This window comes from Actinomadura citrea (assembly GCF_013409045.1).
Taxonomy (GTDB): domain Bacteria; phylum Actinomycetota; class Actinomycetes; order Streptosporangiales; family Streptosporangiaceae; genus Spirillospora; species Spirillospora citrea.
The window spans coordinates 4,151,964-4,174,843 of record NZ_JACCBT010000001.1 but is presented as its reverse complement, the minus strand read 5'-3'; the positions used below and the strand labels follow the sequence as shown (position 1 = coordinate 4,174,843).

25 protein-coding genes are annotated in these 22,880 nt (G+C 74.3%); 17 read left to right on the top strand and 8 right to left on the bottom strand.

Annotated features, from left to right (window positions below; all coding sequences use genetic code 11):
• Positions 1–16 precede the first annotated feature (16 nt).
• From BJ999_RS19525 to BJ999_RS19515, 3 genes are all read left to right on the top strand, one after another.
• Entirely contained in the window at positions 17–1,195 is a 1,179-nt protein-coding gene (locus tag BJ999_RS19525) for an acyl-CoA dehydrogenase family protein (RefSeq protein WP_179834618.1), read from the top strand.
• A 136-nt stretch (positions 1,196–1,331) separates the two neighbouring features.
• The gene (locus BJ999_RS19520) at positions 1,332–1,541 is read left to right on the top strand and encodes an HGxxPAAW family protein (protein WP_179834617.1); all 210 of its coding nucleotides are present in this window, start codon (positions 1,332–1,334) and stop codon (positions 1,539–1,541) included.
• A 2-nt stretch (positions 1,542–1,543) separates the two neighbouring features.
• Positions 1,544–1,726 (top strand): hypothetical protein, encoded by a 183-nt coding sequence (locus tag BJ999_RS19515; protein ID WP_021600299.1) that lies wholly within the window; start codon positions 1,544–1,546, stop codon positions 1,724–1,726.
• A 43-nt stretch (positions 1,727–1,769) separates the two neighbouring features.
• Here BJ999_RS19515 and BJ999_RS43055 read toward each other — a convergent pair whose 3' ends face one another.
• Entirely contained in the window at positions 1,770–1,898 is a 129-nt protein-coding gene (locus BJ999_RS43055; RefSeq protein ID WP_268247850.1) for a hypothetical protein, read from the bottom strand.
• 167 nt (positions 1,899–2,065) lie between these two features.
• Here BJ999_RS43055 and BJ999_RS19510 point away from each other — a divergent pair, with 167 nt between their 5' ends.
• Both BJ999_RS19510 and BJ999_RS19505 read left to right on the top strand, forming a co-directional pair.
• Complete coding sequence (locus BJ999_RS19510; RefSeq protein ID WP_179834616.1) at positions 2,066–3,151, top strand: carboxylate-amine ligase; 1,086 nt, start codon at positions 2,066–2,068, stop codon at positions 3,149–3,151.
• 226 nt (positions 3,152–3,377) lie between these two features.
• Positions 3,378–4,352: a sensor histidine kinase gene (locus tag BJ999_RS19505; RefSeq protein ID WP_179834615.1), complete on the top strand. Its 975-nt coding sequence runs from the start codon at positions 3,378–3,380 to the stop codon at positions 4,350–4,352.
• Here the strand turns inward: BJ999_RS19505 and BJ999_RS19500 are convergent.
• Positions 4,345–5,262, bottom strand: coding sequence for a phosphotransferase (locus tag BJ999_RS19500; RefSeq protein ID WP_229810553.1), 918 nt, complete (start codon positions 5,260–5,262; stop codon positions 4,345–4,347). The genes BJ999_RS19505 and BJ999_RS19500 overlap by 8 nt on opposite strands.
• Positions 5,263–5,355: 93 nt before the next feature.
• Entirely contained in the window at positions 5,356–5,880 is a 525-nt protein-coding gene (locus BJ999_RS19495; RefSeq protein ID WP_179834614.1) for a hypothetical protein, read from the bottom strand.
• A gap of 246 nt (positions 5,881–6,126) precedes the next feature.
• Between BJ999_RS19495 and BJ999_RS19490 the strand changes: the two genes are divergently transcribed.
• From BJ999_RS19490 to BJ999_RS19470, 5 genes are all read left to right on the top strand, one after another.
• The gene (locus BJ999_RS19490; RefSeq protein ID WP_179834613.1) at positions 6,127–6,570 is read left to right on the top strand and encodes a hypothetical protein; all 444 of its coding nucleotides are present in this window, start codon (positions 6,127–6,129) and stop codon (positions 6,568–6,570) included.
• Between the two features lie 62 nt (positions 6,571–6,632).
• Positions 6,633–7,262: a GNAT family N-acetyltransferase gene (locus tag BJ999_RS19485; protein ID WP_179834612.1), complete on the top strand. Its 630-nt coding sequence runs from the start codon at positions 6,633–6,635 to the stop codon at positions 7,260–7,262.
• Between the two features lie 289 nt (positions 7,263–7,551).
• A complete protein-coding gene (locus BJ999_RS19480; RefSeq protein ID WP_179834611.1) occupies positions 7,552–8,340 on the top strand; it encodes an SAM-dependent methyltransferase in 789 nt (262 codons plus the stop codon).
• Between the two features lie 198 nt (positions 8,341–8,538).
• Complete coding sequence (locus tag BJ999_RS19475) at positions 8,539–9,870, top strand: acyltransferase family protein (RefSeq protein ID WP_179834610.1); 1,332 nt, start codon at positions 8,539–8,541, stop codon at positions 9,868–9,870.
• Positions 9,871–9,965: 95 nt separating this feature from the next.
• Complete coding sequence (locus tag BJ999_RS19470; RefSeq protein WP_179834609.1) at positions 9,966–11,147, top strand: PucR-like N-terminal domain-containing protein; 1,182 nt, start codon at positions 9,966–9,968, stop codon at positions 11,145–11,147.
• A gap of 7 nt (positions 11,148–11,154) precedes the next feature.
• On the opposite strand, the gene ligA is transcribed toward BJ999_RS19470, so the two are convergent.
• The 3 genes from ligA to BJ999_RS19455 are packed head-to-tail and all read right to left on the bottom strand — an operon-like array spanning position 11,155 to position 15,059.
• Entirely contained in the window at positions 11,155–13,224 is a 2,070-nt protein-coding gene (gene ligA / locus BJ999_RS19465) for an NAD-dependent DNA ligase LigA (RefSeq protein WP_179834608.1), read from the bottom strand.
• A 39-nt stretch (positions 13,225–13,263) separates the two neighbouring features.
• Complete coding sequence (locus tag BJ999_RS19460) at positions 13,264–14,163, bottom strand: alpha/beta hydrolase (RefSeq protein WP_218935136.1); 900 nt, start codon at positions 14,161–14,163, stop codon at positions 13,264–13,266.
• On the bottom strand, positions 14,160–15,059 hold the full coding sequence (locus tag BJ999_RS19455; RefSeq protein ID WP_179834607.1) for a DMT family transporter: 900 nt from the start codon (positions 15,057–15,059) through the stop codon (positions 14,160–14,162). The genes BJ999_RS19460 and BJ999_RS19455 overlap by 4 nt, the downstream gene beginning before the upstream one ends.
• 197 nt (positions 15,060–15,256) lie before the next feature.
• Here BJ999_RS19455 and pfkB point away from each other — a divergent pair, with 197 nt between their 5' ends.
• From pfkB to BJ999_RS19420, 7 genes are all read left to right on the top strand, one after another.
• Complete coding sequence (gene pfkB, locus BJ999_RS19450; protein ID WP_179834606.1) at positions 15,257–16,195, top strand: 1-phosphofructokinase; 939 nt, start codon at positions 15,257–15,259, stop codon at positions 16,193–16,195.
• Between the two features lie 43 nt (positions 16,196–16,238).
• Positions 16,239–17,417, top strand: coding sequence for a mannitol-specific PTS transporter subunit IIC (gene mtlA / locus BJ999_RS19445; RefSeq protein WP_179834605.1), 1,179 nt, complete (start codon positions 16,239–16,241; stop codon positions 17,415–17,417).
• Positions 17,418–17,434: 17 nt separating this feature from the next.
• Complete coding sequence (locus BJ999_RS19440) at positions 17,435–17,734, top strand: PTS lactose transporter subunit IIB (protein ID WP_229810552.1); 300 nt, start codon at positions 17,435–17,437, stop codon at positions 17,732–17,734.
• Positions 17,727–18,206 (top strand): PTS mannitol transporter subunit IIA, encoded by a 480-nt coding sequence (locus tag BJ999_RS19435; protein WP_229810551.1) that lies wholly within the window; start codon positions 17,727–17,729, stop codon positions 18,204–18,206. The genes BJ999_RS19440 and BJ999_RS19435 overlap by 8 nt, the downstream gene beginning before the upstream one ends.
• A complete protein-coding gene (locus BJ999_RS19430; protein ID WP_179834603.1) occupies positions 18,203–19,243 on the top strand; it encodes an alcohol dehydrogenase catalytic domain-containing protein in 1,041 nt (346 codons plus the stop codon). The genes BJ999_RS19435 and BJ999_RS19430 overlap by 4 nt, the downstream gene beginning before the upstream one ends.
• Positions 19,244–19,253: 10 nt before the next feature.
• The gene (locus BJ999_RS19425) at positions 19,254–19,532 is read left to right on the top strand and encodes an HPr family phosphocarrier protein (RefSeq protein ID WP_179834602.1); all 279 of its coding nucleotides are present in this window, start codon (positions 19,254–19,256) and stop codon (positions 19,530–19,532) included.
• A 93-nt stretch (positions 19,533–19,625) separates the two neighbouring features.
• On the top strand, positions 19,626–20,387 hold the full coding sequence (locus BJ999_RS19420) for a DeoR/GlpR family DNA-binding transcription regulator (RefSeq protein WP_179838664.1): 762 nt from the start codon (positions 19,626–19,628) through the stop codon (positions 20,385–20,387).
• A gap of 69 nt (positions 20,388–20,456) precedes the next feature.
• Here the strand turns inward: BJ999_RS19420 and BJ999_RS19415 are convergent, their stop codons facing one another.
• Both BJ999_RS19415 and BJ999_RS19410 read right to left on the bottom strand, forming a co-directional pair.
• Positions 20,457–21,770 carry an ABC transporter substrate-binding protein gene (locus tag BJ999_RS19415; RefSeq protein ID WP_179834601.1) on the bottom strand — a complete coding sequence of 438 codons (1,314 nt, stop codon included), beginning with the start codon at positions 21,768–21,770 and terminating at the stop codon, positions 20,457–20,459.
• The gene (locus tag BJ999_RS19410; protein WP_179834600.1) at positions 21,688–22,878 is read right to left on the bottom strand and encodes a branched-chain amino acid ABC transporter permease; all 1,191 of its coding nucleotides are present in this window, start codon (positions 22,876–22,878) and stop codon (positions 21,688–21,690) included. Before BJ999_RS19410 ends, BJ999_RS19415 begins: the two co-directional genes overlap by 83 nt.
• Between the last annotated feature and the right edge of the window lie 2 nt (positions 22,879–22,880).

The following is a 22,880-nucleotide window of genomic DNA, read 5'->3' as shown; positions in this document are numbered from 1 at the left end:
GGGAAGGGGGGTGGTCATGACCCTGGAATCACTCCCCGGCGACCTCTACCACATGCAGGAACTCCTCGACGAGCGGGAGAAGGAGATCCTCGGGAGGGTGCGCGGCTTCCTGGAGGCGAAGATCGCGCCGATCGCCAACGACTGCTGGGGGCGGGCGGAGTTCCCGTTCGACCTGATCCCGCAGTACGGGGAGCTCGGCATCGCCGGCCTGGCCTACGACGAGTGCCCGGGCGACAAGCCGAGCAGCCTGCTCACCGGGTTCCTCGCGATGGACATGGCCCGCGTGGATCCGTCCATGGCGACGTTCTTCGGAGTGCACGCCGGGCTCGCGATGGGCAGCATCGGGCGGTGCGGCTCCCCGGAGCAGCGCGAGCGCTGGCTGCCCGCGATGGGGCGGATGGAGAAGATCGGCGCGTTCGCGCTCACCGAGCCGGAGGGCGGTTCGGACGTCGCGCTGGGCCTGCGCACCACGGCGCGGCGCGACGGCGACCACTGGGTGCTGAACGGCGCCAAGCGCTGGATCGGCAACGCCACCTTCGCCGACCACACCGTCGTGTGGGCCAGGGACGAGGCCGACGACCAGGTGAAGGGGTTCGTGGTCGCGAAGGGCGCACCCGGGTTCACCGCGACCCGGATCGAGAACAAGATCGCGCTGCGGACCGTGCAGAACGCCGACATCCTCCTGGAGGACTGCCGGGTCCCCGAGTCCGACCGGCTGGCCGGGGCGAACGGGTTCCGGGACACCGCCGCGATCCTGCGCCAGACCCGCAGCGGCGTCGCCTGGCAGGCCGTCGGGGTGATGCTCGCCGCCTACGAGATCGCCCGCGACTACGCGGTGGAGCGCGAGCAGTTCGGGCGGCCGATCGCCAAGTTCCAGCTCGTCCAGGACCTTCTGGTCAGGATGCTCGGCAACGCCACCGCCTCTCTCGGCATGGTGGTGCGGCTCGCCCAGCTCCAGGACGAGGGCCTCTACCGCGACGAGCACTCCGCGCTCGCCAAGGCCTACTGCACCAGCCGCATGCGCGAGGCGGTCGGCTGGGCGCGCGAGCTGATGGCGGGCAACGGGATCGTCCTCGACTACGGCATCGGCCGGTTCGTCGCCGACGCCGAGGCCCTCTACTCCTACGAGGGCACCCGGGAGATCAACACGCTGATCGTCGGACGCGCGGCGACCGGTCTGGGGGCGTTCGTCTGATCCGTCCCGCCCTGGGGCGGCCCCCAGGCCACGGGGCGATCTTCGGGTACCCCCGAAGGCCCCGTGGCTAGGGGCGTTGCTAGAGTTCGGCGTCGTAGACCCCAGCCCCCGAACCTTGCAGAGGGAAGACGAACGCATGTCGACTGGCAGCCACGCCGGGCGTCCCAAGTCCTGGGTCGCCGTGGCCATCATCTTCATCGGTTTCGCCATCGGCGGCGTCGGCATCACCCTGGGCCCCGACTGGGTCGTGTTCGGAGTGGGCGCCGCACTCGTCGCGATCGGCGGCGTCATCGCACTGGCCGTCGACATCATGACCGACGTCGTGGTCGACGAGCCCCGGGGGTAGCGGTGTTCGGCCGGCCTCCGATCGAGGAACGGATCGCCGCGCGGCAGCGCGAGCGCGGACCGCTCAAGCCGGGGACCGTCTTCCCGCACGGCCCCGCCAAGATGCTGTTCTTCTTCGGCATCGGCGTGGTCGTCGTCACGCACCTCATCGCACTGTCGATGTACTTCGTGGACCCCGGCCCCTGAGGGCGGCCGGGGGTCCGCGCGCGGCACGCGCCGGCGGCCCGTCTCAGCGGCCGCGATCCGAGCCGTTGGGCGGGCCTTTGCGCTTGTCGCCGAGGTAGAACAGCCCCGCCAGGACGAACACGGCGACGGCGACCAGGATGACGAGCACGCCGATCGGAGTCGAGCCGGGCATCCGATCTCACCTCCCTTTCCTTCCACTGCGCCTCCCCGGACAGTGCCCGCTGAGCGCCGGGTCAAAGAAGGTCAAAGAGATCCCTTTCCACCTATTCCGGACCGTCCGGCAGGTGCGTAGGGCGCGGCGGCGACGTAGCGTCGAAGGACCGAGCCCGAGGTGGTGGGATGGCCCTGCGATTCGGAATCGAGGAAGAGTACTTCGTCGTCGATCCCGTCTCCCGGGGGGTCGTCCCCCGTGCCGCCGCCGTGGTGCGCCGGGCGGGCGCGGCACTGGGCGAGCGCGCCTCCACCGAACTCGTCGCCTACCTCGCCGAGGCCAAGACCTCGCCGTGCGACGACCTGGACAAGCTCGGCGAGCAGATCCGCTCGATGCGGGCGGTGATGGCCGCCGCCGCGGCGGCGGAGGGCGTCCGGCTCGCCGCGACCGGGACGCCCGTGCTGGGGGACCTCGTGCCCGCCCCGATCGCCCGCGGCGCCCGCTACGCCGAGAGCCTCGCCGTCTACCGCGGCCTGGACGACGAGCAGAGCATCTGCTCGTGCCATGTCCACGTCGAGATGCCCGACCGCGAGCGCGCCGTCCAGGTCAGCAACCATCTGCGCCCCTGGCTGCCGACGCTGCTGGCCCTGGCGGCGAACTCGCCGTACTGGGCGGGACGCGACACCGGCCACGCCTGCTGGCGGGCGCTGGCCTGGGCGCGGTGGCCGGTGGCGGGGCCTCCGCCCTACTTCGCGTCGGCGGGCCACTACGACGACCTCGTCGGGGCGCTGCTCGAATGCGGTGCCCTGATGGACTCCGGGACGATCTTCTGGGACGTCCGGCCGTCGGCGCGGCTGCCCACGATCGAGGTCCGGCTCGCGGACGTCGCCCCGACGGCCGGGGAGGCCTCGGTGTTCGCCGCACTCGTCCGGGCGCTGGTGCAGGTGTCGTCCGACGCGGTGGACGCCGGCGAGCGGGCGCCCGACCCGCCCTCCGAGATACTGCGCGCGGCCTACTGGCTGGCGGCGCGGCACGGACCGGCCGGGCGGGGCCTGGACGTGCGCACGGGACGGCCCGCGAGCTTCGGCGAGCAGGCGGGCGACCTGCTGGCGCACGTGCTGCCCGCGCTGCGCGAGACCGGCGACCTCGACGCCGTCGCCCGCGGGGTCCGGCGCCTGGTCGCCGGCGGTACGGGAGCGGAACTGCAGCGCGCCGCCCACCGCGGGCGCGGGCGGCTGACCGACGTCGTCGACGCGGTCCTCCTGCCCGGCTAATGACCCCTCGGTCATGTGGTGGCGGGAGAGCGACACCGCGGCGCCGGACGTGATTGGTCCGGATATTGTCTGTTTTCGGAGGGCGCTTCGCGGGTACCGCTGATTCGGAACATCAGATCGGCTGACCTCGGGGGATGTCCGCATGGCCCTGCTCGTACGGCTTCCCTCCGACGCGTATTCTCGATCGAATGCACGAGACGGCGGCACCGGACGGAGCGACCGAACGATGAGCCTCAGGCCCGGCGGAACGGGCGTGGCACACGAGGAGGCGTTCGTCCACCCCGCGCTCTTCTACCGCGGTGACGAGGAGTACCTCGCGGGCACCGTGCCGTTCATCCGCGCCGGGCTCGACGCCGGCGAGCCGGTGGCCGTGGCGGTGCCCGGCGCCCGCACGGCCCAGCTCGGCGGCGCCCTCGGCGCGGCCGCCGGTCAGGTGACCTGGATCGACATGGCGGAGGCGGGCCGCAATCCCGGGCGCATCATCCCGGGGGTGCTGCGGCACTTCGCCGACCGGCACACCGGAGGCCGGGTGCGGATCATCGGCGAGCCCGTCTGGCCCGGTCGCTCGGCGACCGAGTACCCGGCCTGCGCGCAGCACGAGGCGCTGATCAACCTGGCTTTCGCGGGGCGCGAGGCGACGATCCTGTGCCCCTACGACGTGGCCCGGCTGGACCCGGTGGCGATCGCCGACGCCCGCGCCACCCATCCGGTCGTGATCGACCGGTACGGCCTGCGTCCGAGCGGCGACTACGCGCCGCACCGTGTCATCGGCGACTACAACCTGCCGCTGCCCGAGCCCGCCGAGCCCGCCGAGGCGGTCGCGATGAGCTTCGACATCGACGCGCTCTCCCTCGTCCGCGAGTTCGCCTGCCACTGGGGGACGCGGTTCGGCCTCGGCGCCAGAGCCGTCGGCGACCTCGAACTCGCCGTGAACGAGCTGGCCGCCAACTCCTGCCTGCACGGCGGCGGCACGGGCACCGCGCGGCTCTGGGCGGAGAACGGGCACGTCGTCTGCGAGGTCAGCGACGCCGGGACGATCAGCGACCCGCTCGCCGGCCGCCGCCCCGCTGACATGAGCCCGAACGGCGGCCGCGGCATCCTCATGGTCAACCACATCGCCGACCTGGTCCGCGTCCACACCGGGCCGGAGGGCACCACGATCCGCGTCTACATGAGCACCCTGAGCCCCGGTCTCAGCTGAGGGCGCGTCCGAGCCCCGCGAGTGTCTCGGCGAGCAGCGCGTCCCGCCCGGTGGACGCCGCGTACTCGGCCAGCGTCGCGGTGAGGTTCAGCGCCAGGGTGCGCGCGGCGGCCTCCTGCTCCCCCGGCACCGGCCCGTACTCCGCGAGGAACGCCTCCCGCGCGGCGCCTTCGAACCCCGCGTAGGCCAGCGACAGGTCCACGGCCGGGGCGCCGAGGCAGACGTCCCCCCAGTCGATCACTCCCGCCGCATGGCCGTCGGCGGTGAGCAGGAGATGCCGGACGTGCAGATCCCCATGGACGATCACCGGTTCCCCGCCCGGCGCGTCCCAGCCCTGGGCCGCCGCCAGGAAGTCCTCGACGGCCGGATCCCGTTCCCAGACCCCTCCGGCGGCGATCGCGTCCAGGCGGCCGTAGGTACGCGACGCGCGCCCGGCGGGGTCGGCGCGTCCCATCGGATCGAACGGCAGGCCCTCCCCCGCCTCCCGGGCCAGGGCAGGGTCGTGCAGGGCCCGCAGGAAGGCCCCGGTCTCGGCGGCGAGGACGACCCGGTCCCCGTCCGCCGGCCGCACGTCGGCGAGCTCGCGGCCCGGGATGCGCCGCGCGCCCCAGAACGGCCAGGGGAAGTCGTCCGACGGCGCCCCGGCGAAGCGCGGCACGGGCACCGGCAGCGGCAGCCGTGGCGCCAGGACGGGCAGCACCGCGATCTCGCGCTCGACCCCCGGGATCGCCATCTGCCGGCGCGGGAACCGGAACACCCAGTCCCCGCCGACGAGGAAGACGGTGTTGTCCCAGCCGGTGGCGAGGCGCTCCACCGGGGCGCCGCGCAGCTCAGGGAACCTCCGCCCGATCAGCGTGCCCGCCAGTTCGGGCGTCACCTCGCGCTCAGGGGCCCATTCGGGACTCGTCACGCGGAGAAAGGCTACCCCTGCCGATCGGCGGTCCGGGCGTGTGCGGAGGCGTTGCGGGCGGTCGGAGAGCGCCTGCCGGACGGGCGGCCAGCATCATGAGCGGACGCGCCGCCGGACGCGGCCGCGAGGCTTGAACACCGACAGGGCGGTGGCGGTGAGCAGCATGACGAGCTGGCAGGAGACCACCGCCACCTGCTCCCACCGCCGCCCGGACGGAACCGCCCCGCCCGCGGTCGCGTCCGCCATCGCCTCGGGCGTGAACAGCAGCATCCCGGCGAGGATCACCGCGATCAGCAGCACCAGCTTGGCGAGCACCCAGTAGTGCCGCGCCAGGCCCCACGAGCTGCCGGTGGCGAGCGCGATGCCGCTGGCCAGGGCGGTGAGGCTGAGCGGGATGCCTCCCCCGAACACCAGCACGCCCATGAGGCGGTAGGCGGAGTGCGCGAGCGTCGCGTCCTCGGTCAGCGTGGCGGTGAGGTTGAGCAGCACGAGGGCCCACACCTCCCCCAGCAGCGCGACGGAGGCGACGACGTGCACGACGGTGATGGTCTTGCGGACGGGCGGTCCCGGCCGCCACCGCTGCCCGGCGGCCGCCGGCCGCGTCTGGACGGTCGACATCTCAGCGCTCCGGTTCTCTCGACGACGGCCCGATCGTGCAACGGCGGCACCGGGGGCGTCGTCGGCCGCCCGGAGGCTTCCCGCCTGCCCCGCTCGGGGCATTCGCCGACCGGGCGCCTGCTCCCCGCGCGGTAGTCCGCCCGCCGCGCGCCGGCAGGCCGAGACTTGACCCGGCGATCAGGTGTGAAGGCGAATCGGCGGGAATGATGCCCTGCGCCCGGTCTTCCGATCGCTTATGGGGACACGATGCGTCTACTTGCTCGCGCTCACCAGATGCCCGTCCGGCTGGCCGTCGGCGCCTTCGTCCTGAACTCGGGCCTGTCGAAGCTCCAGGGACTGGACGAGGCGGCCGATCAGACCCACGGGATGGCGAAGGCCGCCTACCCGTTCCTGGAGGCGCAGGATCCGCGGGACTTCACCCGCACGCTCGGCAGGGCGGAGGTCGCCCTCGGCACGGTCCTGGTGGTCCCGCTGGTGCCCTCCCTCGTCGCGGGCGCGGCGCTCACCGCGTTCTCGGCCGGGTTGACCGGCCTGTACCTGCGGCTGCCCGGGGTGCGGCAGGAGGGCGGGCTGCGCCCCACCCCGCAGGGCATCCCGCTCGCGAAGGACACCTGGCTGATCGGGATCGGCGTCTCGCTCATCCTGGAGGAGCTGGCCCGGGCGCGGGCCGAGCGCCGCGGCCGAGCGTGACCGCGCTTGACGCGGGGACGCGCCCCCGGTGAGGATCGGCGCGTCCCCGAGGAGGTCGCGCCATGACGTCCGAGCCCCGTCCGTCCCCCCTCGTCCGCGTGGCGGACGACGCCGACGCCGCACCGATCGCGACCCTCCTCGGGCGCGCGTTCGACGACGACCCCGTCTGGCGCTGGCTGCTACCGGACGACGCCTCCCGCGTGCGGCGGATGACCGCGCTGTTCGGCATCCTGCTGCGGCGGGTCCACCTCCCCCACGGATCCACCGAGACCACCGGGCGCGGGGACGGGGCCGAGGCCGCCGCGCTGTGGGACCCGCCCGGACTGTGGAGCGTGCCCCTGCGATTGCAGGCGGCGCACGCCATGCCGCTGCTGCGCATCCTCGGCACCAGGACGCCCGCCACCCTCCGCGCGCTCGGCGCGATCGAGAAGCACCATCCGCGCGAGCCGCACTGGTACCTGGCCGTGCTCGGCACCGACCCCCCGGCGCAGGGCAACGGTCTGGGCGCGGCCCTGCTGCGGTCGCGGCTCGATCGCTGCGATGCCGAGGGCCTGCCCGCCTACCTGGAATCGTCCAAGGAACAGAACGTGCCCTACTACGAGAGGTTCGGCTTCAGGGTGACGCGCGAACTCCGGCTGCCGGGCAGGGGGTGCCCGCCGGTCTGGCTCATGTGGCGCGACGCCGAACGGTGACCACGGTGGGCTCTCCACCGCGAATCGACGTCTTCGGTTAAGTGCTTGTCATGGCCGGAAAAGGCCAGTCGCACGCCGGTGCCCGGGCGCGGATGCGTCCGCGCCTTGACCGCCCGCCGCAGAACCGGGCGGGGGTGCGTCAAACCCGGCTGGCCCCATGCGGCCATACGCCCGGCGGGTTTCGGACGGTCCACCGGACGCGGCCGCCCCCGGGCCCGCCGCGGCGGCCTACCGTCGTAAGCGAGCCATTGCACCGATCCCGTCTGGTGAAGGCGACAGGTGAAGCACCATGCCCATGCCCGGCACGAGGGCGCCGGAGACCACCCCTCTCGCCCTGCACCGGCCGGGTCCGGCGCGCGTCCAGGACTACCTCCTCGGCGGTAAGGACAACTACGCGTCCGACCGCGACCTCGCCCAGCGGATCCTGGGGATCCTCCCGCAGGCCGCGGGCGCCGCCCGCGCCGCCCGCCGCTTCCTCGCCGTCTCCGTCGCACTGCTCGCCGGACGCGGGGTGCGGCAGTTCCTCGACCTCGGCTGCGGCCTGCCGAGGGCCGACAACCTGCACCAGATGGCCGCGGGCCGCGCGGGCGGCGCCCGCGTCGTGTACGTCGACCACGACCCGCTCGTCATCGCGCACGCCCGCGCGCTGCTCATCGACGGCGGCAACATCGCGGCGCTGCGGGCCGACATCCGCGACCCGGCCGCCGTCATGGACAGCCCCGAGGTGCGGCGGCTGATCGACCCGGCCGAACCGGTCGCGCTGGTGTTCTCCTGCGTCCTGCACTTCGTGCCCGGCGCCGGGGACCTCGTCGACCGCCTCGCGGCGGTCACGGCGCCCGGCAGCGCGCTGGTCGTCTCGCACGCCACCGCCGACTTCGCCCCCGGCGCCGTCACCGAAGCCGCGCGGCTCTACGGCGAGGCGACCTCGGTCGCGGTGCATCCGCGCGGCGGCGCCGAGATCGCACGGCTCCTCGGGCCGTTCCGTCCGCTGCCGCCCGGGGTGGCGCCGCTCATCGCCGAGGGGCCGCCCGGCCCCCGCGACGAGCCGGTCATGTACGGCGCCGTCGGCGTCCGCTGACGCCGATGTGGGGTTGATCACATTTTTCCGGTACGTCCGGCCCGGCGGCCTCCTCCGGTTCGCCATGCCCGCCCTGCTCCAGCCGCTCATCCGGTGTCCGCGCCCCGTGACGCTGCGTCAGGCGACGGGTGCCGCGATTAAGAGAAATCTCATTTGCCCGTTAGAAACGGTAACGGTTCGGCCCCTATGGTGGCCCGGATGCCGACGAACACCCTGACTCCGCCTGACACGACGATCGGCGCTCCCCCGGCGAAGGCACCGCGCATGGGCTGGCTGGACGCGCTCCGCGGCCTCGCCGCCTTGGTGGTGGTGTTCGAGCACTCCCTGGACGTGCTGCTGCCCGAGGTCCGCCGGGCGACCGGCCCGTGGTTCGACTTCGGCCGGTACGGGGTCTTCGTGTTCTTCCTCGTCAGCGGCTACGTGGTGCCGTTCTCCCTGGAGCGGCGCGGCAGCGTCCGGCAGTTCTGGGCCGGGCGGTTCTTCCGGCTGTATCCGGCGTGGGGCGTGTCGGTGGTGCTGGCGCTGCTGCTCGGCGCGGCCGGCCTCTCCTACGGGCTGCCCGCGGCGATCGGGGACCGGCCCTGGACGTCCGCGCTGGCGCACCTGACGATGCTGCAGGACCTGCTGGGCGTCCCGAACGTCGTCAACGTCTTCTGGACGCTGTCCTACGAGATGGTCTTCTACCTGCTCGTGACGGCGATGTTCGTCGCCGGCGTGCACCGCGCCAGCGCCCGCGTCGCCCTCGGCTTCGGCGTGGGCGCGGCCATCCTCGGGGTCGCGCTGCCGTCCGGGCTGCTGGCCTCCCGGTGGCCGGGCGGGACGATCTTCGCCGCCGCGCTGCTGCTCGCCGGCGGCCTGGCCGCCATGGTGAGCCGGCGCCGCGGGCTGCGGCGGGCGGGCGTCGGGGTGGTGGCCGCGCTGGCCCTCATCCTGCTCGTGCTGAACAGCCGCATCGGCGCCATCGAGAGCCTGTGCATCATCGCCACCATGTTCGCCGGGACCGCGATCCGCGGCATCCAGGACGGGCGGCTCCGGCCCGGACCCGCCGCGGCGATGGTGGCGATCGTCCCCGCCCTGACGGTGGCGGCGGGGATGCGCACCCCGACCAGCTGGGCCCTGCACGCCAACCCGAACCCCCTCGGGCCGGACTGGTCCATCGCCGTGGGCGCCGCGTGGCTGACGTTCCTGGCCGGCCTCGCCCTGCGGCACCGCTCCATGCCGCGCGTCCTCGTGTGGCTGGGCCTGGTCAGCTACTCGGTCTACCTGCTGCACCCGCTGGTCATCCAGGCGATCTGGCACGCCGCCGGACAAGACACCTGGGGGCTGTCGGCGCCGATCCGGGCCGCCTGGGGCGTGGTGCTGCTGGCGACCGTCCTCACCTCGGCCGCGCTGGTGCACCGGTATGTCGAACTGCCGGCGCAGAAGCTCGGCCGCCGCGTGACGGCGCGGCGGCGCTCCCCCACCGCCTCCGCCTCCGCCTCCGCCTCCGCCTCCACCGCCGCGTCCACACCGCAGCCCGCCCATCCCTGACCGTGTCGGCGGGTGATGACAGCGTTCGCTTTCTTGCCTAGGGTGATTCGCCCGAGCCCACCCCGCCGATCGGACAACGGATGACAGAAGGGCCGATGCCCGCCGAGCTGCCCGACGTGCTGCGGCAGCACCTCCAGGCCGCCGTGGACGAGATGGAGCGGGAGATCCGCGACCAGGTCCCCGAGTACGCGGGCGCCGACGGGGGCGAGTACGCCCGGAAGGTGGAGAAGACGGTCAGCGACACCGTCGCCTTCTTCGTGGACTCCGTCGACCATCCGACCGCGGACGCGCGCAAGATCACCGAGCTGTACCTGCGGCTCGGCGAGGAGGAGGCGCGGCACGGCCGGAGCCTGGCCGCGCTGCAGAACGCGATGCGCGTGAGCAGCCAGGTCGCCTGCCGCAGGTTCATCAAGGACGCCTACCGGCTCGGCTGGTCGCGCGAGACGCTGGGCCGGCTCACGGACTCGCTGTTCATGCTGCTGGCGCGGGCCGCCGACGCCGCCGCGCAGGGCTACGCCCGCGAGCAGGGCCAGCTGGCGACCGAGCGGGAGCGCCGCCGCGACCGGCTCCGCGACCTGCTGGTCGCCGAGCCCCCGCCCGGGCACGAGGCGATCGCCGAGCTGGCGGTCGCGGCCCGCTGGGAGCTGCCGAAGAGCATCGCGCTGGTGGCGCTGCCCGCCGGGGCGCCCGCCGGAGCCCGGATCCTGCCGCCCGCCGTGCTGGCGGACTGGGAGGCGCCGATCCCCTTCCTCGTGGTGCCCGACCCGGAGGGCCCCGGCCAGGACCGGCTGTGGCCGGCGCTCCGCAGGCTCGGCACCTCGGCGCTCGGCCCGACCGTCCCGGTCGGGCAGGGCGCGGTGTCGCTGCGCTGGGCGCGGCACGCCCTGACCCTGGCGGAGCGGGGGCTGCTGCCGGACGAGGAGCCCGTCCGGTGCGTGGACCACATCGCCTCCCTGGCCACGCTCGCGGCGGACGAACTGGTCGACGCGACCGCCGAGGCCGCCCTCGGGCCGCTGCTGGAGCTGCCGCCGGGGCGCCGGCAGCCGCTCGCCGAGACGTTGCTGACCTACCTGCAGTGCGGTGACAACGCGGTGATCGCCGCGGAGCGCCTGCACATCCACGAGCAGACCGTCAGGTACCGGCTGCGCCGCATCACCGAGCTGACCGGCGGCCGGTTCACCGAGCCGGACGGCCGGCTCGACCTCATGCTGATGCTGAGCTGGCTGGTGCGGACGGGCCGTGCCGACCGGCCGGGCCGTGTCGAACGGACGGCGTAGCCGCGGGTCACAGGAACGCGGCGACGCGGGCGGCGAACTCCTCCGGCGTGACGATCTCGATGCCGAGCCGCTCGGCCCTGGCCTTCTTCGACCCGGCCTTCTCCCCCGCGACGAGCAGGGACGTGCGGGCCGACACCGACGAGGACGCCGTGCCGCCGGCGCGTTCGATCAGCTCGTTCACCTGGTTGCGCGACAGGCCGTCCAGCGGGCCGGACATCGCTCCGGTGACGACGACCGACATCCCGGCCAGGGGCAGTGCCGCGGCGTCGGGCCCGGCCTCCCGCGCGGCGGGGCCGGCGGCGCCCGGCTCGGTCATGGTGACCCCGGCGGCGACGAGCTTGTCGATCAGCGGGGCCAGCTCGGCGATCTCGGCGACCAGGACCGCCGCGCGCTCCGGCCCGACGCCCTCGACCTCCTGGAACGCCTCGGCGTCCGCGGCGCGGATCGCGTCCATCGTGGCGAAATGCCGGGCGATGCGGCGCGACATCGACCGGCCGGTGCCGCGCACGCCGAGCGCGCAGAACACCTTGCTCAGCGGCTTGGCCTTGGCCCCCTCGATCGCGGCGAGAAGGGCGGTGGTGCTGGTCTCGCCCATCCGCTCCAGGGCGATGACCTGGTCGTATGTGAGCGTGAACAGGTCGGCGAAGTCGCTGATCAGCCCCGTGGCGATGAGCTGGTCGATGCGTCCCTCGCCGAGGCCCTCGATGTCGAACTGGTCGCGGGCCACCGCGTAGCGCAGGGACACGACGGCGTGGCAGGCGCGCCCCCGCACGCACCGCCAGCGCTGCTGGGAGGCGTCGATGCCGTCGCCGCAGCGCGGGCAGGCCGCGGGGATCTCGATGGGCCGCTCCCGCCCGGAGCGCAGGTGGACGACCGGCGCCTCCACGCGCGGGATGACGTCACCCGCCTTGTAGACGGTGACGTGGTCGCCGATCATCAGGCCGCGCCGCTCGATGTCGGCGGCGTTGTGCAGGGTCGCGTAGGTGATGGTGGAGCCGTCCACCTCGACGGGCTCCAGGACGGCGCGGGGCGCGATGACCCCGGTCCGGCCGACGTTCCACTCCACGTCCAGCAGCCGGGTGATCTTCTCGACCGCGGGCAGCTTGTAGGCGATCGCCCAGCGCGGGGCGCGGGAGGACAGGCCGGCGTCGGCCTGGTCGGCCGCCGCGTCCGCCTTGATCACGATGCCGTCGATGCCGAAGTCCAGTTCGGCGCGCAGCGCGGCGATCTCCTCGACCCGTTCCAGCACCCGCTCGATCGACGTCGCGGTGATCCCCGGGGCGGACGTCGCGGCCGTGGTGTTCGCGCCGAGGCCCGCGACCAGCTCCATGATCTGGCTGTGCGGCAGGTCGCGCAGGCGCGCGGCCGTCTCGTCGTCGGTGCCGTCCATCGGGAGGGCGCCGTAGGCGAAGAAGGTCATTTCCACCTTGTAGGGGTGGTCCCGGGTGCGCAGGGACCCCGCGGCGGCGCTGCGCGGGTTGGCGAACGTCGTTCCCACGGCGGCGGCGCGGGCGGCGTTGGCGGCCTCGAACTGGGAGCGCGTCATCAGCACCTCGCCGCGCAGCTCGACGGTGAGCGGCCGGGCGAGGCGTCCCGGCAGGCCGAGGATCATGCCGGAGCAGTGCGAGACGTCGTCCCCGGCGGCGCCGTCGCCCCGCGTCACCAGCTGGACGAGCCGCCCGCCGCGGTATCGGGCCGAGATCGCCATGCCGTCCAGCTTCGGCTCCACGCTCCATGTCGCGACCTCGCGGCCGAGCCTGCGGACCAGGCGCGCCGCCCACGTCTCCAGGCCCTCGGCGGAGAACACGTTGTCCAGGCTCAGCATCGGGACCGTGTGCGGGACGTCGCCGACCACCGCTCCCCCGGCGACCTTGCCCGTCGGGGACTCGGGCAGCACCTCGTCCGGATGCTCGGCCTCGTAGGCGGCGACGCCGCGCACCAGCCGGTCGAAGGCGTCGTCGTCGAGCGGCGCGTCGCCCTCGCCGTAGTAGGCGGCGGAGGCGGCGACGGCGGTCTGGACGGCGGCGGCGTAGGCCGCCCGGTCGCCGATCTCGGTGTGGGCCGGGGTGTCGCTCATGACGACATCATGCCTGGTCCCACCGACATTTCCAGGTGATCAGCGGGCGCCCAGGCGGTGTCCGAGAAACGCCAGTTCGCGGCGGAGCTGCCGCCGCCAGAAGGCCGCGTCGTGGCATCCGTCCTCCAGCCCGCCCTCGGGGCGGACCCGGTCGCGGAACTCGCGCACCCGGTCGGCGAACGGGTCGCTCGTCCCGCAGTCGACGCGCAGCGGGATGCCCTTCAGCTCGTCCAGCGCGGCGAAGACGTCGTTGCGGTGGTAGTCCGCCGCGCCGTCGAACGCGCGGCGGTTGGTGGCGATCGCGTCCTCGTACGAGCCGAACAGGGCCGGGGACGACGCGACCACGGCGGCCGTGCGGGCGGGGCCGAGACGGCGGGCCAGGACGAGGGCGCCGTAGCCGCCCATCGACCAGCCGATGGCGCCGACGCGGTCGGTGCGGGCGCCGCGTTCCCGCAGCCGCGGCAGCAGCTCGTCCACGATCATGCCGACCGGGTCGTCGCCGGCGGCGCGGGGATGCCAGTAGGTGGAGGGTCCGCCGTCCACGCTCACCAGGGTGAACGGGGGGACGCCGCCGTTGGCGACGGCGTCGGGAAGGTAGTGGTCCAGGGCCAGGTTCCGCACGAGGGAGGAGCCGTTCTCCCCGGTGCCGTGCAGGGCGACGACCACCGGCAGGCCGCGCGGCGACCGGTTCGCGGCGGGCGGGACGACGGTCGCGGTGACGGTCGTGCGGCGATGCGCGGAACGCCAGGTCATCGTCTCGGTCCGGACGGACGCGGGCGGCGGCGCCGGCACGTCCCCGCACCTGCCGAGCGCGCGGTCCAGCCGGACCTTGCCGGGGAGGGTCTCGCTCTCGACCAGCGCGTAGCCGGTGCCGCCCGTGACCGCGACGGCACCGATGCCGCCGAGCCCACCGAGGACGAGGGCGCGTCGGGTGATCAAAGAGGGTCCTTTCGGGAGGCTTCGGGCACCGTATCGCTCTCGCGGGTCGCGTGCGCGGACCGCGACAGGAGCGCGACTCCCCCGGTGAGCAGCAGCACGCTGAACGACAGGGCCGTGAACGCGGCGGCCGTCCGGGGCGGCAGCGTCTGGAAGGCGAAGGCGGCCACGAGGTAGGACGCGATCGGGTTCGTCATCGTCATCGCGGTCATGGCCGCGGGCAGCGACCCGGCCGCGAACGCCCGCTGCTCGATGACCAGGCCGAGCAGCGTGCTGCCCGCCAGCGCGTAGCCGGGCCAGTCCCCCGCGGTGGCCGCGACGCCGCGGTCGACCAGGTCGGCGGTGGTGAGCTTGATGAGCACGGCGGTCGCGGCGAAGCACAGGCCGGCGCAGACGCCGAGCAGCGCGGCCCGTATCGGGCCCCTGCGCAGCCATGCCGCCCGGGACAGCGCGATGATGACCGGCGCGGCGATGAGCCCGGCGAGCAGGATCCGCGGCCGGGACGGCTCGCCCTGGGGCGGGATCGCGCCCGGGACCGTGAACAGGACGGCGAGGCCGGCGGACACGGCGATGCCGCCGAGCAGGTCCAGCCGCGCGGGCCGGCGTCCCGTGCCGATCGTGCCGAGCACGATCGTGAAGACCAGCTGGGTGACCAGCAGCGGCTGGACGACGGCCGTCGAGCCGAAGTGCAGGGCGACGGCCTGCGCGCAGAACCCGCCGAGGTTGACCCCCCATCCGGTCAGCCACACCGGGTCGCGGACCAGCCGGCGGATCAGCCCGTGGACGGCGGACGCGTCCGAGACGCCGTGCACGGCCCGCCTCGCGGCCCGGTACTGCAGGGCCGCGGCCCCGGCGAACAGGAACGCCGCGAGCAGGCTGAAGCAGATCGACCAGGCCATCAGACCGTCCCGCCCCGGCTCACGACGCCCCTCCCGCCTCGCGCATCGCACCGCCCACCACAGATCATCCTTCCCGCCATCGGACAGGACGACCACGGCGGCCCCGCCGCTCTTGACCGCGACAGAAAACGGATCTAAAACAAGAGAAACCAACTCAAACAGAAGGGAAGCCACATGAAGCCGGGAGCGGTCGGCGCATGATCGTCACGGTGACGCTCAACCCGAGCCTCGACCGCACGATCGAGGTGGACGTGCTGACCCGCGGCGCGGTCATCCGGGCCAGGTCCGCGCGGCTGGACCCGGGCGGCAAGGGCGTCAACGTGTCCCGGGCGCTGCTGGCCAACGGCGTCGAGGCCACCGCCGTGGTCGCGGTGGGCGGCGCGGACGGCGACCAGCTGCGCCGGCTGCTGGAGACCGAGGGCATGCGGGTGCACGCCGTCCGCGCCCGCGGGCGGACCCGCTCCAACGTCACGATCGTCGAGCCCGGCGGCGTCGTCACCAAGCTGAACGAGCCCGGCGGCCCGCTGTCGCCCGGGGAGCTGGACGAGGTCGGCGCCGCGGTGGCCGCCGCGGCCGGCGCCGCCAGCTGGGTCGTCGGCTGCGGGAGCCTTCCGCCCGGCGTCCCGGACGGCACCTACGCGCGGATGTGCCGCCGGTTCGCCGCGGGCGGCGTCCGCGTCGCGGTCGACACCAGCGGCCCGGCGCTGCGCGCCGCCGTCGCCGCCGCGCCCGACCTGGTCAAACCGAACCGGGAGGAGCTCGCGGAGGCCGCGGGCGGCCCGGTCGACACCGTGGCCGACGCGGTCGAGGCGGCCGGGCAGCTGCGGGCCTGGGGGGCCCGCGCCGTCCTGGTCAGCCTCGGCGCGCAGGGCGCGGTGCTCATCGACGACGACGGCGTCCTCACCGGCGAGGCGCCCGTCGCCCTCCCGCGCAGCACCGTCGGCGCCGGCGACGCCCTGCTCGCCGGGTTCCTCGCGGCGGGCGCCCGCGGGCCCCGCGCGCTCGCCGAGGGCCTCGCCTGGGGCGCGGCGGCCGTGCGGCTGCCCGCCAGCCGGATGCCGGGCGCCGCCGACGTGCGGCGCGACATCGTGCGCATCCACCCGCGGCCCGACCTCGCCCGCCCCCTCCTCACCTGACCCGCAGAGCACCACCCCCACCCCCGAACGACAGGAGGCCGAGATGGCCACCACCCACACCCCGGAGCCCGCCGGGAGCGGGATCCGCGCGAACGTCCAGCGGCTCGGCGGCCGGATGGCCGCGATGGTGATGCCGAACATCGGCGCGTTCATCGCCTGGGGCCTGATCACCGCCCTGTTCATCCCGACGGGCTGGCTGCCGAACAAGGAGCTCGGCGAGCTGGTCGACCCGATGATCAAGTTCCTGCTGCCGCTGCTGATCGGCTACACCGGCGGCCGCATGGTGCACGGCCAGCGCGGCGCCGTCGTCGGCGCGGTCGCCACCGTGGGCATCGTCGTCGGCGCCGAGGTGCCGATGTTCCTCGGCGCGATGATCACCGGCCCGCTCGCCGCGTACCTGCTGCGGCTGTTCGACGGGCTCGTGCGGGACCGCGTCCGGACCGGGTTCGAGATGCTGGTCGACAACTTCTCCGCCGGGATCGTCGGCGCCGCGATGGCCGTCGCGGGCAACCGGGTCATCGGCCCGGTCATGAACACCTTCACCGAATGGGCCGGGGACGGCGTGGGATGGCTGGTCGACCACGACCTGCTGCCGCTCACGTCCCTGCTCATCGAGCCGGCGAAGGTGCTGTTCCTCAACAACGCCGTCAACCACGGGGTGCTCGGGCCGCTCGGCGTCCAGCAGGCCGCCGAGCACGGCAGGTCCGTGCTGTTCATGCTGGAGTCCAATCCGGGGCCGGGCCTCGGCGTCCTGCTCGCCTACTGGTTCTTCGGGCCGCGGCGGCTGCGCCCGAGCGTCCCGGCGGCCGCCGTCATCCACTTCTTCGGCGGCATCCACGAGATCTACTTCCCCTACATCCTGATGAAGCCGCGGATGATCCTCGCCGCGATCGCGGGCGGCATGACCGGAGTGGCGATCTTCGTGGCCACGGGCGCCGGGCTCGTGGCGACCCCGTCGCCGGGCAGCATCTTCGCCTACCTCGCGCAGACGCCCCGCGGCGCCGGCAACTGGATCGGCGTCTACACGGGCCTGATCGCCTCCGCGGCCGTCTCCTTCGGCGTCGGCGCCGCCCTGCTCGGCTTCGGCCGGCTGGCCGAGTCCGACCCGGAGGACGGGGACGCGACCGGCGGGGAGGCCGGCGCCGCCGAGGAGAGCGCCGCCGAGGACACCGCCCCGCAGCAGCCCGCCGACGGCGCGGCACGAGAGACGACCGCACACTGATGGAAGGCGCACCCACGATGAACGGCAAGGACATCCGCAAACTCGTCATCGCCTGCGACGCCGGCATGGGCAGCAGCGTCATGCTCGCCGGCCAGCTCCGCAAGGCGCTGCGCAGGCAGGACGTCGCGGTCGAGCACACGCCCGTCGACGCGATCCCCGGCGACGCCGACGTGATCGTCTGCCACACCGGGCTCGCGGCCCGCGCCCGGCGCGGCGCCGGCGGCGCACCGGTGATCCCCTTCGAGGTCTACCTCGGCGACCCGGCCGTCGACCGGCTGGTCAAGGCGATCAAGGACGGCGGCGAGGTCGGTGCCTGAGGGCGCCGCCGGCCTGCTCGTCCCGGACGCGATCCGGCTGGACGCGCGGGCCCGCGGCCGCGACCACGCCGTCCGGATCTGCGGGCAGGTACTGGTGGACGCGGGCGCCGTCGAGCCCGGCTACATCGAGGCGATGCTGGAGCGGGAACGCTCCATCTCCACCTATCTCGGTGAGGGCGTGGCGATCCCGCACGGCACGTCGGGGGGCCGCGACCTGATCCGCCGCGACGCCCTCGCCGTCGTCCGGTTCCCGGACGGGACGGACTGGAACGGCGAGACCGTCACCGTCTGCATCGCGATCGCGGCGCGCGGCGACGGCCACATGGAGATCCTCGCCGAGCTGGCCCAGGTCCTCATGGACCCGGACCGGGCCCGCGCGCTGCGCGAGGCCACCGGCGCCGAGCAGATCCTCGCGCTGCTCGCCCCGCGGGCCGAGGACGAGCAACCGACAGGACAGGGACACACCGCATGAAGGTCGCCCGCTTCTACGCCCCCGCCGACATCCGCCTGGAGGACGCCCCCGAACCCGAGCCCGGCCCGGGCGAGCTGAAGATCCGCGTCCGCAACTGCTCGACCTGCGGGACCGACGTCAAGATCTCCCGGTTCGGGCACCACCACATCGTCCCGCCGCGGGTGATGGGCCACGAGATCGCCGGGGAGGTCGTCGAGGCCGGGGCCGGCGCCGGGGACTGGGCCGCGGGCGACCGCGTCCAGGTGATCGCGGCGATCCCGTGCGGGCGGTGCGCCGAGTGCCGCCGCGGCCGGATGACGGTCTGCGCCGCGCAGGAGTCGATGGGATACCACTACGACGGCGGGTTCGCCGAGTACCTGGTGGTCCCGGCGAAGGTGCTCGCGGTGGGCGGGGTGAACCGGGTCCCGGACGGCGTCTCGTTCGCCGAGGCGTCGGTCGCCGAGCCGCTCGCGTGCGTGCTGAACGGCCAGGAACTGGCCCGCGTCGGTGAGGGCGACGACGTCGTGGTGTTCGGCTCGGGCCCGGTCGGCTGCCTGCACGTACGGGTCGCGCGGGCCCGCGGCGCCGCCCGCGTGTTCCTCGTGGAGGTCAACGCCGAGCGGCTGCACCGGGCCGCCGCGCTCGTCAAGCCGGACGCGGCGCTCGACGCGGGCTCCGGCGACGTCGTCGAGGAGATCCTCGAACGCACCGGCGGCCGCGGCGCCGACGTCGCGATCACCGCCGCCGCGTCGGCGGCCGCGCAGGGCCAGGCGCAGCGGCTGGTCGCGCCGGGCGGCCGGGTCAGCCTGTTCGGCGGGCTGCCCAAGGACGACCCGGTCGTCCCCGTGGACGCCAACCGCGTCCACTACCGGGAGCTGTCCCTGGTCGGCGCGAACGGGTCGAGCCCCGCGCACAACGCCCGTGCGCTGGAGCTGATCGGGTCCGGGCGGGTCCCCGTCGAGGACCTCCTCACCCACCGGCTTCCGCTGGACGCCCTGCACGACGCCCTCGACCTGGTCACCCGGGGCGCCGCCATCAAGGTCACGATCGAACCCTGAAGGAGACGTCATGCCCGAACGGAGCGTCGTCGTCGCCGCGGCGCAGGGGCTGCACGCCCGCCCCGCGCAGTTGTTCGTCCAGGCGGCGGCGCGGCAGCCGGTGCCGGTGTCCATCCGGGTCGGCGACGGCGCGCCCGTCCCCGCCGGCAGCATCCTCGGCGTGCTGTCGCTCGGCGCGCGGCGGGGAACGGAGGTGATCCTCTCCGCCGAGGGGGACGGGGCCGGCGGCGCGCTGGAGGAGCTCGCCGGCCTGCTCGCCCGCGACCTGGACGCCGAGCGGCCCGCCTGACCGGTTGCGCGGACCGGGCCCGGCGGACTCGGCACAATGGACGCACCGCGACGCGGGACGCACCGCGACGCAGACGGAACGGGTGGGACGGTCATGTACGCCGAGGAACGGCAGCAGGCGATCCTTGCGCTGGCGCGCTCGAAGGGCCGGGTGGACGTGGTCGCGCTCGCCGAGGAGTTCTCGGTCACCACCGAGACGATCCGCCGCGACCTGACCGTGCTGGAGCGGGCCGGGACGGTCCGGCGCGTGCACGGCGGCGCGATGCCCGTCGAACGGCTCGGCTTCGAACCGGAGCTGGCGGCGCGGGACGCGGTGATGACGGAGGAGAAGCAGCGCATCGCCAAGGCGGCGCTGGAGGAGCTGCCCGCCGACGGGTCGGTCATCGTGGACGCCGGGACGACCACGTCCCGGTTCGTCCAGCTGCTGCCGACCGACCGCGAGCTGACCGTGATCGTCAACTCGCCGCCGCACGCGGCGGTGCTGGCGACCCGCCCCAACCTCACCGTGATCATCCTCGGCGGGCGGGTGCGCGGCCGCACGCTCGCCACGGTGGACGACTGGGTGCTGCGCCCGCTCGCCGACCTGTGGGTGGACGTGGCGTTCATGGCGACCAACGGCTGCTCGGTCGAGCGCGGGCTGACCACCTCCGACCAGGCCGAGGCCGCGGTGAAGCGGGCGATGATCGCCTCGTCGCGGCGGCGGGTGCTGCTCGCCGACCGCACCAAGATCGGGCACGACCACCTCGTGCGGTTCGGCGGCCTCGCCGACATCGACGTGCTGATCACCGACACCGGGCTGGACACCGACCTGGCCGCCGACCTCGCGGCCGCGGGCCCGGAGGTCGTCCGCGCCTGAACCGCCCGCCGCGCGGCGGGCGGCCGGGCCGCCGTCCCGCGCCGGGGACGCGCGGGACGGCGGGACCCGTCAGCCCGCGGCGGGGACGCCGTTGGCGGGCGCCTGCGGCTGCGGGGCCGTGTAGGGCTGGATCGGCCCGTCACCGTCGTCGGTGGTCAGCGGCTGCCCCTGGGGCACGACGTTCTGCCCCTTGATCGTGCCGATGACCGCCCCGGTGTACCCGGCGTGCGAATCCGCGCCGTAGGCGAACGGGACGACGCCCGGCCCGGTGAAGCGCGACTTCTCCAGCGCCTCCACGATGCCCTTGCGGGTCGGGTCCTTCCCGGCCGCCTGGAGCGCCTGCACGAAGGTGTAGGCGACCGACATCCCGTAGACGATGTTGCCGTTGAACGGCAGCTTCGGGATGTACTGGTCGTGGATCTTCTTGAACAGCGCCGTCCAGCTGTTGGAGGCGTCGCCCGGCGCGGCGAGGTAGCCGTCGGTCACCATGCCCTGGATGAGCGGGCTGCCCTCGACCTCGCTGCCGCCCTTCTTGGCGAAACTCTCCAGCAGCCCCGTGAGCGTGATCGGGTCGGACCCGACGTTGCTGACGACGAACGTCGGCTTGTAGTTCAGCTTCAGCGAGGCGAGCCGGAACAGCGCCGTGTAGGTGGGGATGCTGAACAGCACGACGACGTCGGCCTTGGACTGGGCGATCGCCTGCGCCTGGGCGCCGATGTCGGTGCTGCCCGGCTGGTAGGACTGCCGGGACACGACCTGGTCCTTCGGGATGTACTTGTCGAGGCCCTTCACCCCGTCCTGGCCGAAGTCGTCGTTCTGGAAGAAGTAGGCGACCTTCTTCCCCGCGTAGGTCTTCTTGACGTGGTCGCCGAGGATCTTGCCCTCGCGGATGTAGTCGACCTGCCACCCGAACGTCTGCGGGTGCTTGTCCGGCTGGTCCCAGCAGCCGCAGCCGGACGCGACGAACAGGTCGGGGACGCGCTGGGCGTTCAGGTAGTCGACCACCTTGGAGTGCGTGGGCGTGCCCAGCCCGTTGAAGATCGCGAAGACCTTGTCCTGGAGGACGAGCTTCTGCGTCACGCTCACGGTCTGCGTCGGGTTGTAGGCGTCGTCGACGTACTTGTAGACGATCTTGCGTCCGTGCACGCCGCCGCTGGCGTTCACGTAGTCGAAGAACGCCTTGGACGCCGCGGAGTTGGCGCTGTAGCCGGGCGCGGCCGGGCCGGTCAGCGGCTGGTGGCTGCCGATCGTGACGGTGGTGGCGGTCACGCCGGGCGCCGCCGACCCGCCGTCCCCTCCGTCACCGCCGCAGCCGCTCGCCGCGACCGCCAGCGTCGCCGCGGTCGTCAGGGCGAGCGCCCGTATCGTCCGGCGTCGCTTCATCTGCTCCTCCTGGGTGCGTTGTGGTGGGCCCCGATGTTTCGCTCGGCGCGGGACCGCGCGACCCGGGAGCCCGGTCGCGCCTCCCGCGTGCGCGGCGCCGGACTGCGCCGCCGATGCCGCGCAGCCCTCCCTGGACGCCGCGCGGGAAGGCCAGCGTCACCGCGATGAGGACGACGCCGTAGACGGCGAGGGGCAGGTTCGACGCGATGTTGTGCGAGAGGCCGGACGAGGACGACAGGTCCGCCGCCCACGTCGGCACGTACACCAGGATCAACGCGCCCCACACGGCGCCCGGCAGGCTGCCGAGCCCGCCGATGACGATCGCGGCGATGAGCTGGAGGGACAGCGTGAGCGGGAACGCGCCCGGCGCGGCCAGCGTGGCGACCACGGCGAGCAGCCCGCCGGCGAGCCCGGCGCAGGCCGCCGAGACGACGGTCGCGGCGATCCGCAGCCGGGCGACCCGGACCCCGCTCAGCGCGGCGGCGATCTCGTCGTCACGGCTGGCGCGCAGCGTCCGCCCGAACCGGCCGCGGGTCAGGTTGGCGAGCAGGAACAGGGTGACGACGGCGCCGAGGCAGCAGATCCACGCCTGCCAGCGCTCCAGCGGGAACGTCTCGCCGAGCGCGGCGGGCGGGACCGGCGGGACGATGGTCAGCCCGTTCTGGCCGCCGAGCACGCCGGCGAGCGGCTCGTAGTTGGCGAGGCCGGGCAGTCCCACGGCGAAGGCCAGGGTGGCGCCGGCCAGGTAGGGGCCGTGCAGCCGGGCGGCGACGGCGCCGACCACCGCGCCCGCCACGGCGGTGGTCCCGGCCGCCGCCGGCAGGACCGCCGCGAGCGGCCAGCCCCAGTGCCCGATGACCAGCGCCGCGGTGTAGGCGCCGACCGCCATGAACGCCCCGTGCCCGAGGGAGATCTGCCCGCCGAGCCCGGTCAGCACCGTCAGGCCGGCGACCGCGCAGGTGAGGTAGGCGGCCTGCGCGATCTGCAGGTCCCGGTAGGGGCCGGCGGCGGTGGTCAGCACGTACAGCGCGGCGAGGGCGAGGGCGGCGCCGGCCCCGTGCCGGGTCAGGGTGGAGCGGCGCAGGGCGCTTCGCACGGGGGCGGTCACGG

Coding starts and splice junctions, on each gene's coding strand:
- BJ999_RS19525 (WP_179834618.1), top strand. CDS start 17: ATGACCCTGGAATCACTCCCCGGCGACCTCTACCACATGCAGGAACTC.
- BJ999_RS19520 (WP_179834617.1), top strand. CDS start 1,332: ATGTCGACTGGCAGCCACGCCGGGCGTCCCAAGTCCTGGGTCGCCGTG.
- BJ999_RS43055 (WP_268247850.1), bottom strand. CDS start 1,898: ATGCCCGGCTCGACTCCGATCGGCGTGCTCGTCATCCTGGTCGCCGTC.
- BJ999_RS19510 (WP_179834616.1), top strand. CDS start 2,066: ATGGCCCTGCGATTCGGAATCGAGGAAGAGTACTTCGTCGTCGATCCC.
- BJ999_RS19505 (WP_179834615.1), top strand. CDS start 3,378: ATGAGCCTCAGGCCCGGCGGAACGGGCGTGGCACACGAGGAGGCGTTC.
- BJ999_RS19495 (WP_179834614.1), bottom strand. CDS start 5,880: ATGTCGACCGTCCAGACGCGGCCGGCGGCCGCCGGGCAGCGGTGGCGG.
- BJ999_RS19490 (WP_179834613.1), top strand. CDS start 6,127: ATGCGTCTACTTGCTCGCGCTCACCAGATGCCCGTCCGGCTGGCCGTC.
- BJ999_RS19485 (WP_179834612.1), top strand. CDS start 6,633: ATGACGTCCGAGCCCCGTCCGTCCCCCCTCGTCCGCGTGGCGGACGAC.
- BJ999_RS19480 (WP_179834611.1), top strand. CDS start 7,552: ATGCCCATGCCCGGCACGAGGGCGCCGGAGACCACCCCTCTCGCCCTG.
- BJ999_RS19475 (WP_179834610.1), top strand. CDS start 8,539: ATGCCGACGAACACCCTGACTCCGCCTGACACGACGATCGGCGCTCCC.
- BJ999_RS19470 (WP_179834609.1), top strand. CDS start 9,966: ATGCCCGCCGAGCTGCCCGACGTGCTGCGGCAGCACCTCCAGGCCGCC.
- ligA (WP_179834608.1), bottom strand. CDS start 13,224: ATGAGCGACACCCCGGCCCACACCGAGATCGGCGACCGGGCGGCCTAC.
- BJ999_RS19455 (WP_179834607.1), bottom strand. CDS start 15,059: ATGGCCTGGTCGATCTGCTTCAGCCTGCTCGCGGCGTTCCTGTTCGCC.
- pfkB (WP_179834606.1), top strand. CDS start 15,257: ATGATCGTCACGGTGACGCTCAACCCGAGCCTCGACCGCACGATCGAG.
- mtlA (WP_179834605.1), top strand. CDS start 16,239: ATGGCCACCACCCACACCCCGGAGCCCGCCGGGAGCGGGATCCGCGCG.
- BJ999_RS19440 (WP_229810552.1), top strand. CDS start 17,435: ATGAACGGCAAGGACATCCGCAAACTCGTCATCGCCTGCGACGCCGGC.
- BJ999_RS19430 (WP_179834603.1), top strand. CDS start 18,203: ATGAAGGTCGCCCGCTTCTACGCCCCCGCCGACATCCGCCTGGAGGAC.
- BJ999_RS19425 (WP_179834602.1), top strand. CDS start 19,254: ATGCCCGAACGGAGCGTCGTCGTCGCCGCGGCGCAGGGGCTGCACGCC.
- BJ999_RS19420 (WP_179838664.1), top strand. CDS start 19,626: ATGTACGCCGAGGAACGGCAGCAGGCGATCCTTGCGCTGGCGCGCTCG.
- BJ999_RS19415 (WP_179834601.1), bottom strand. CDS start 21,770: ATGAAGCGACGCCGGACGATACGGGCGCTCGCCCTGACGACCGCGGCG.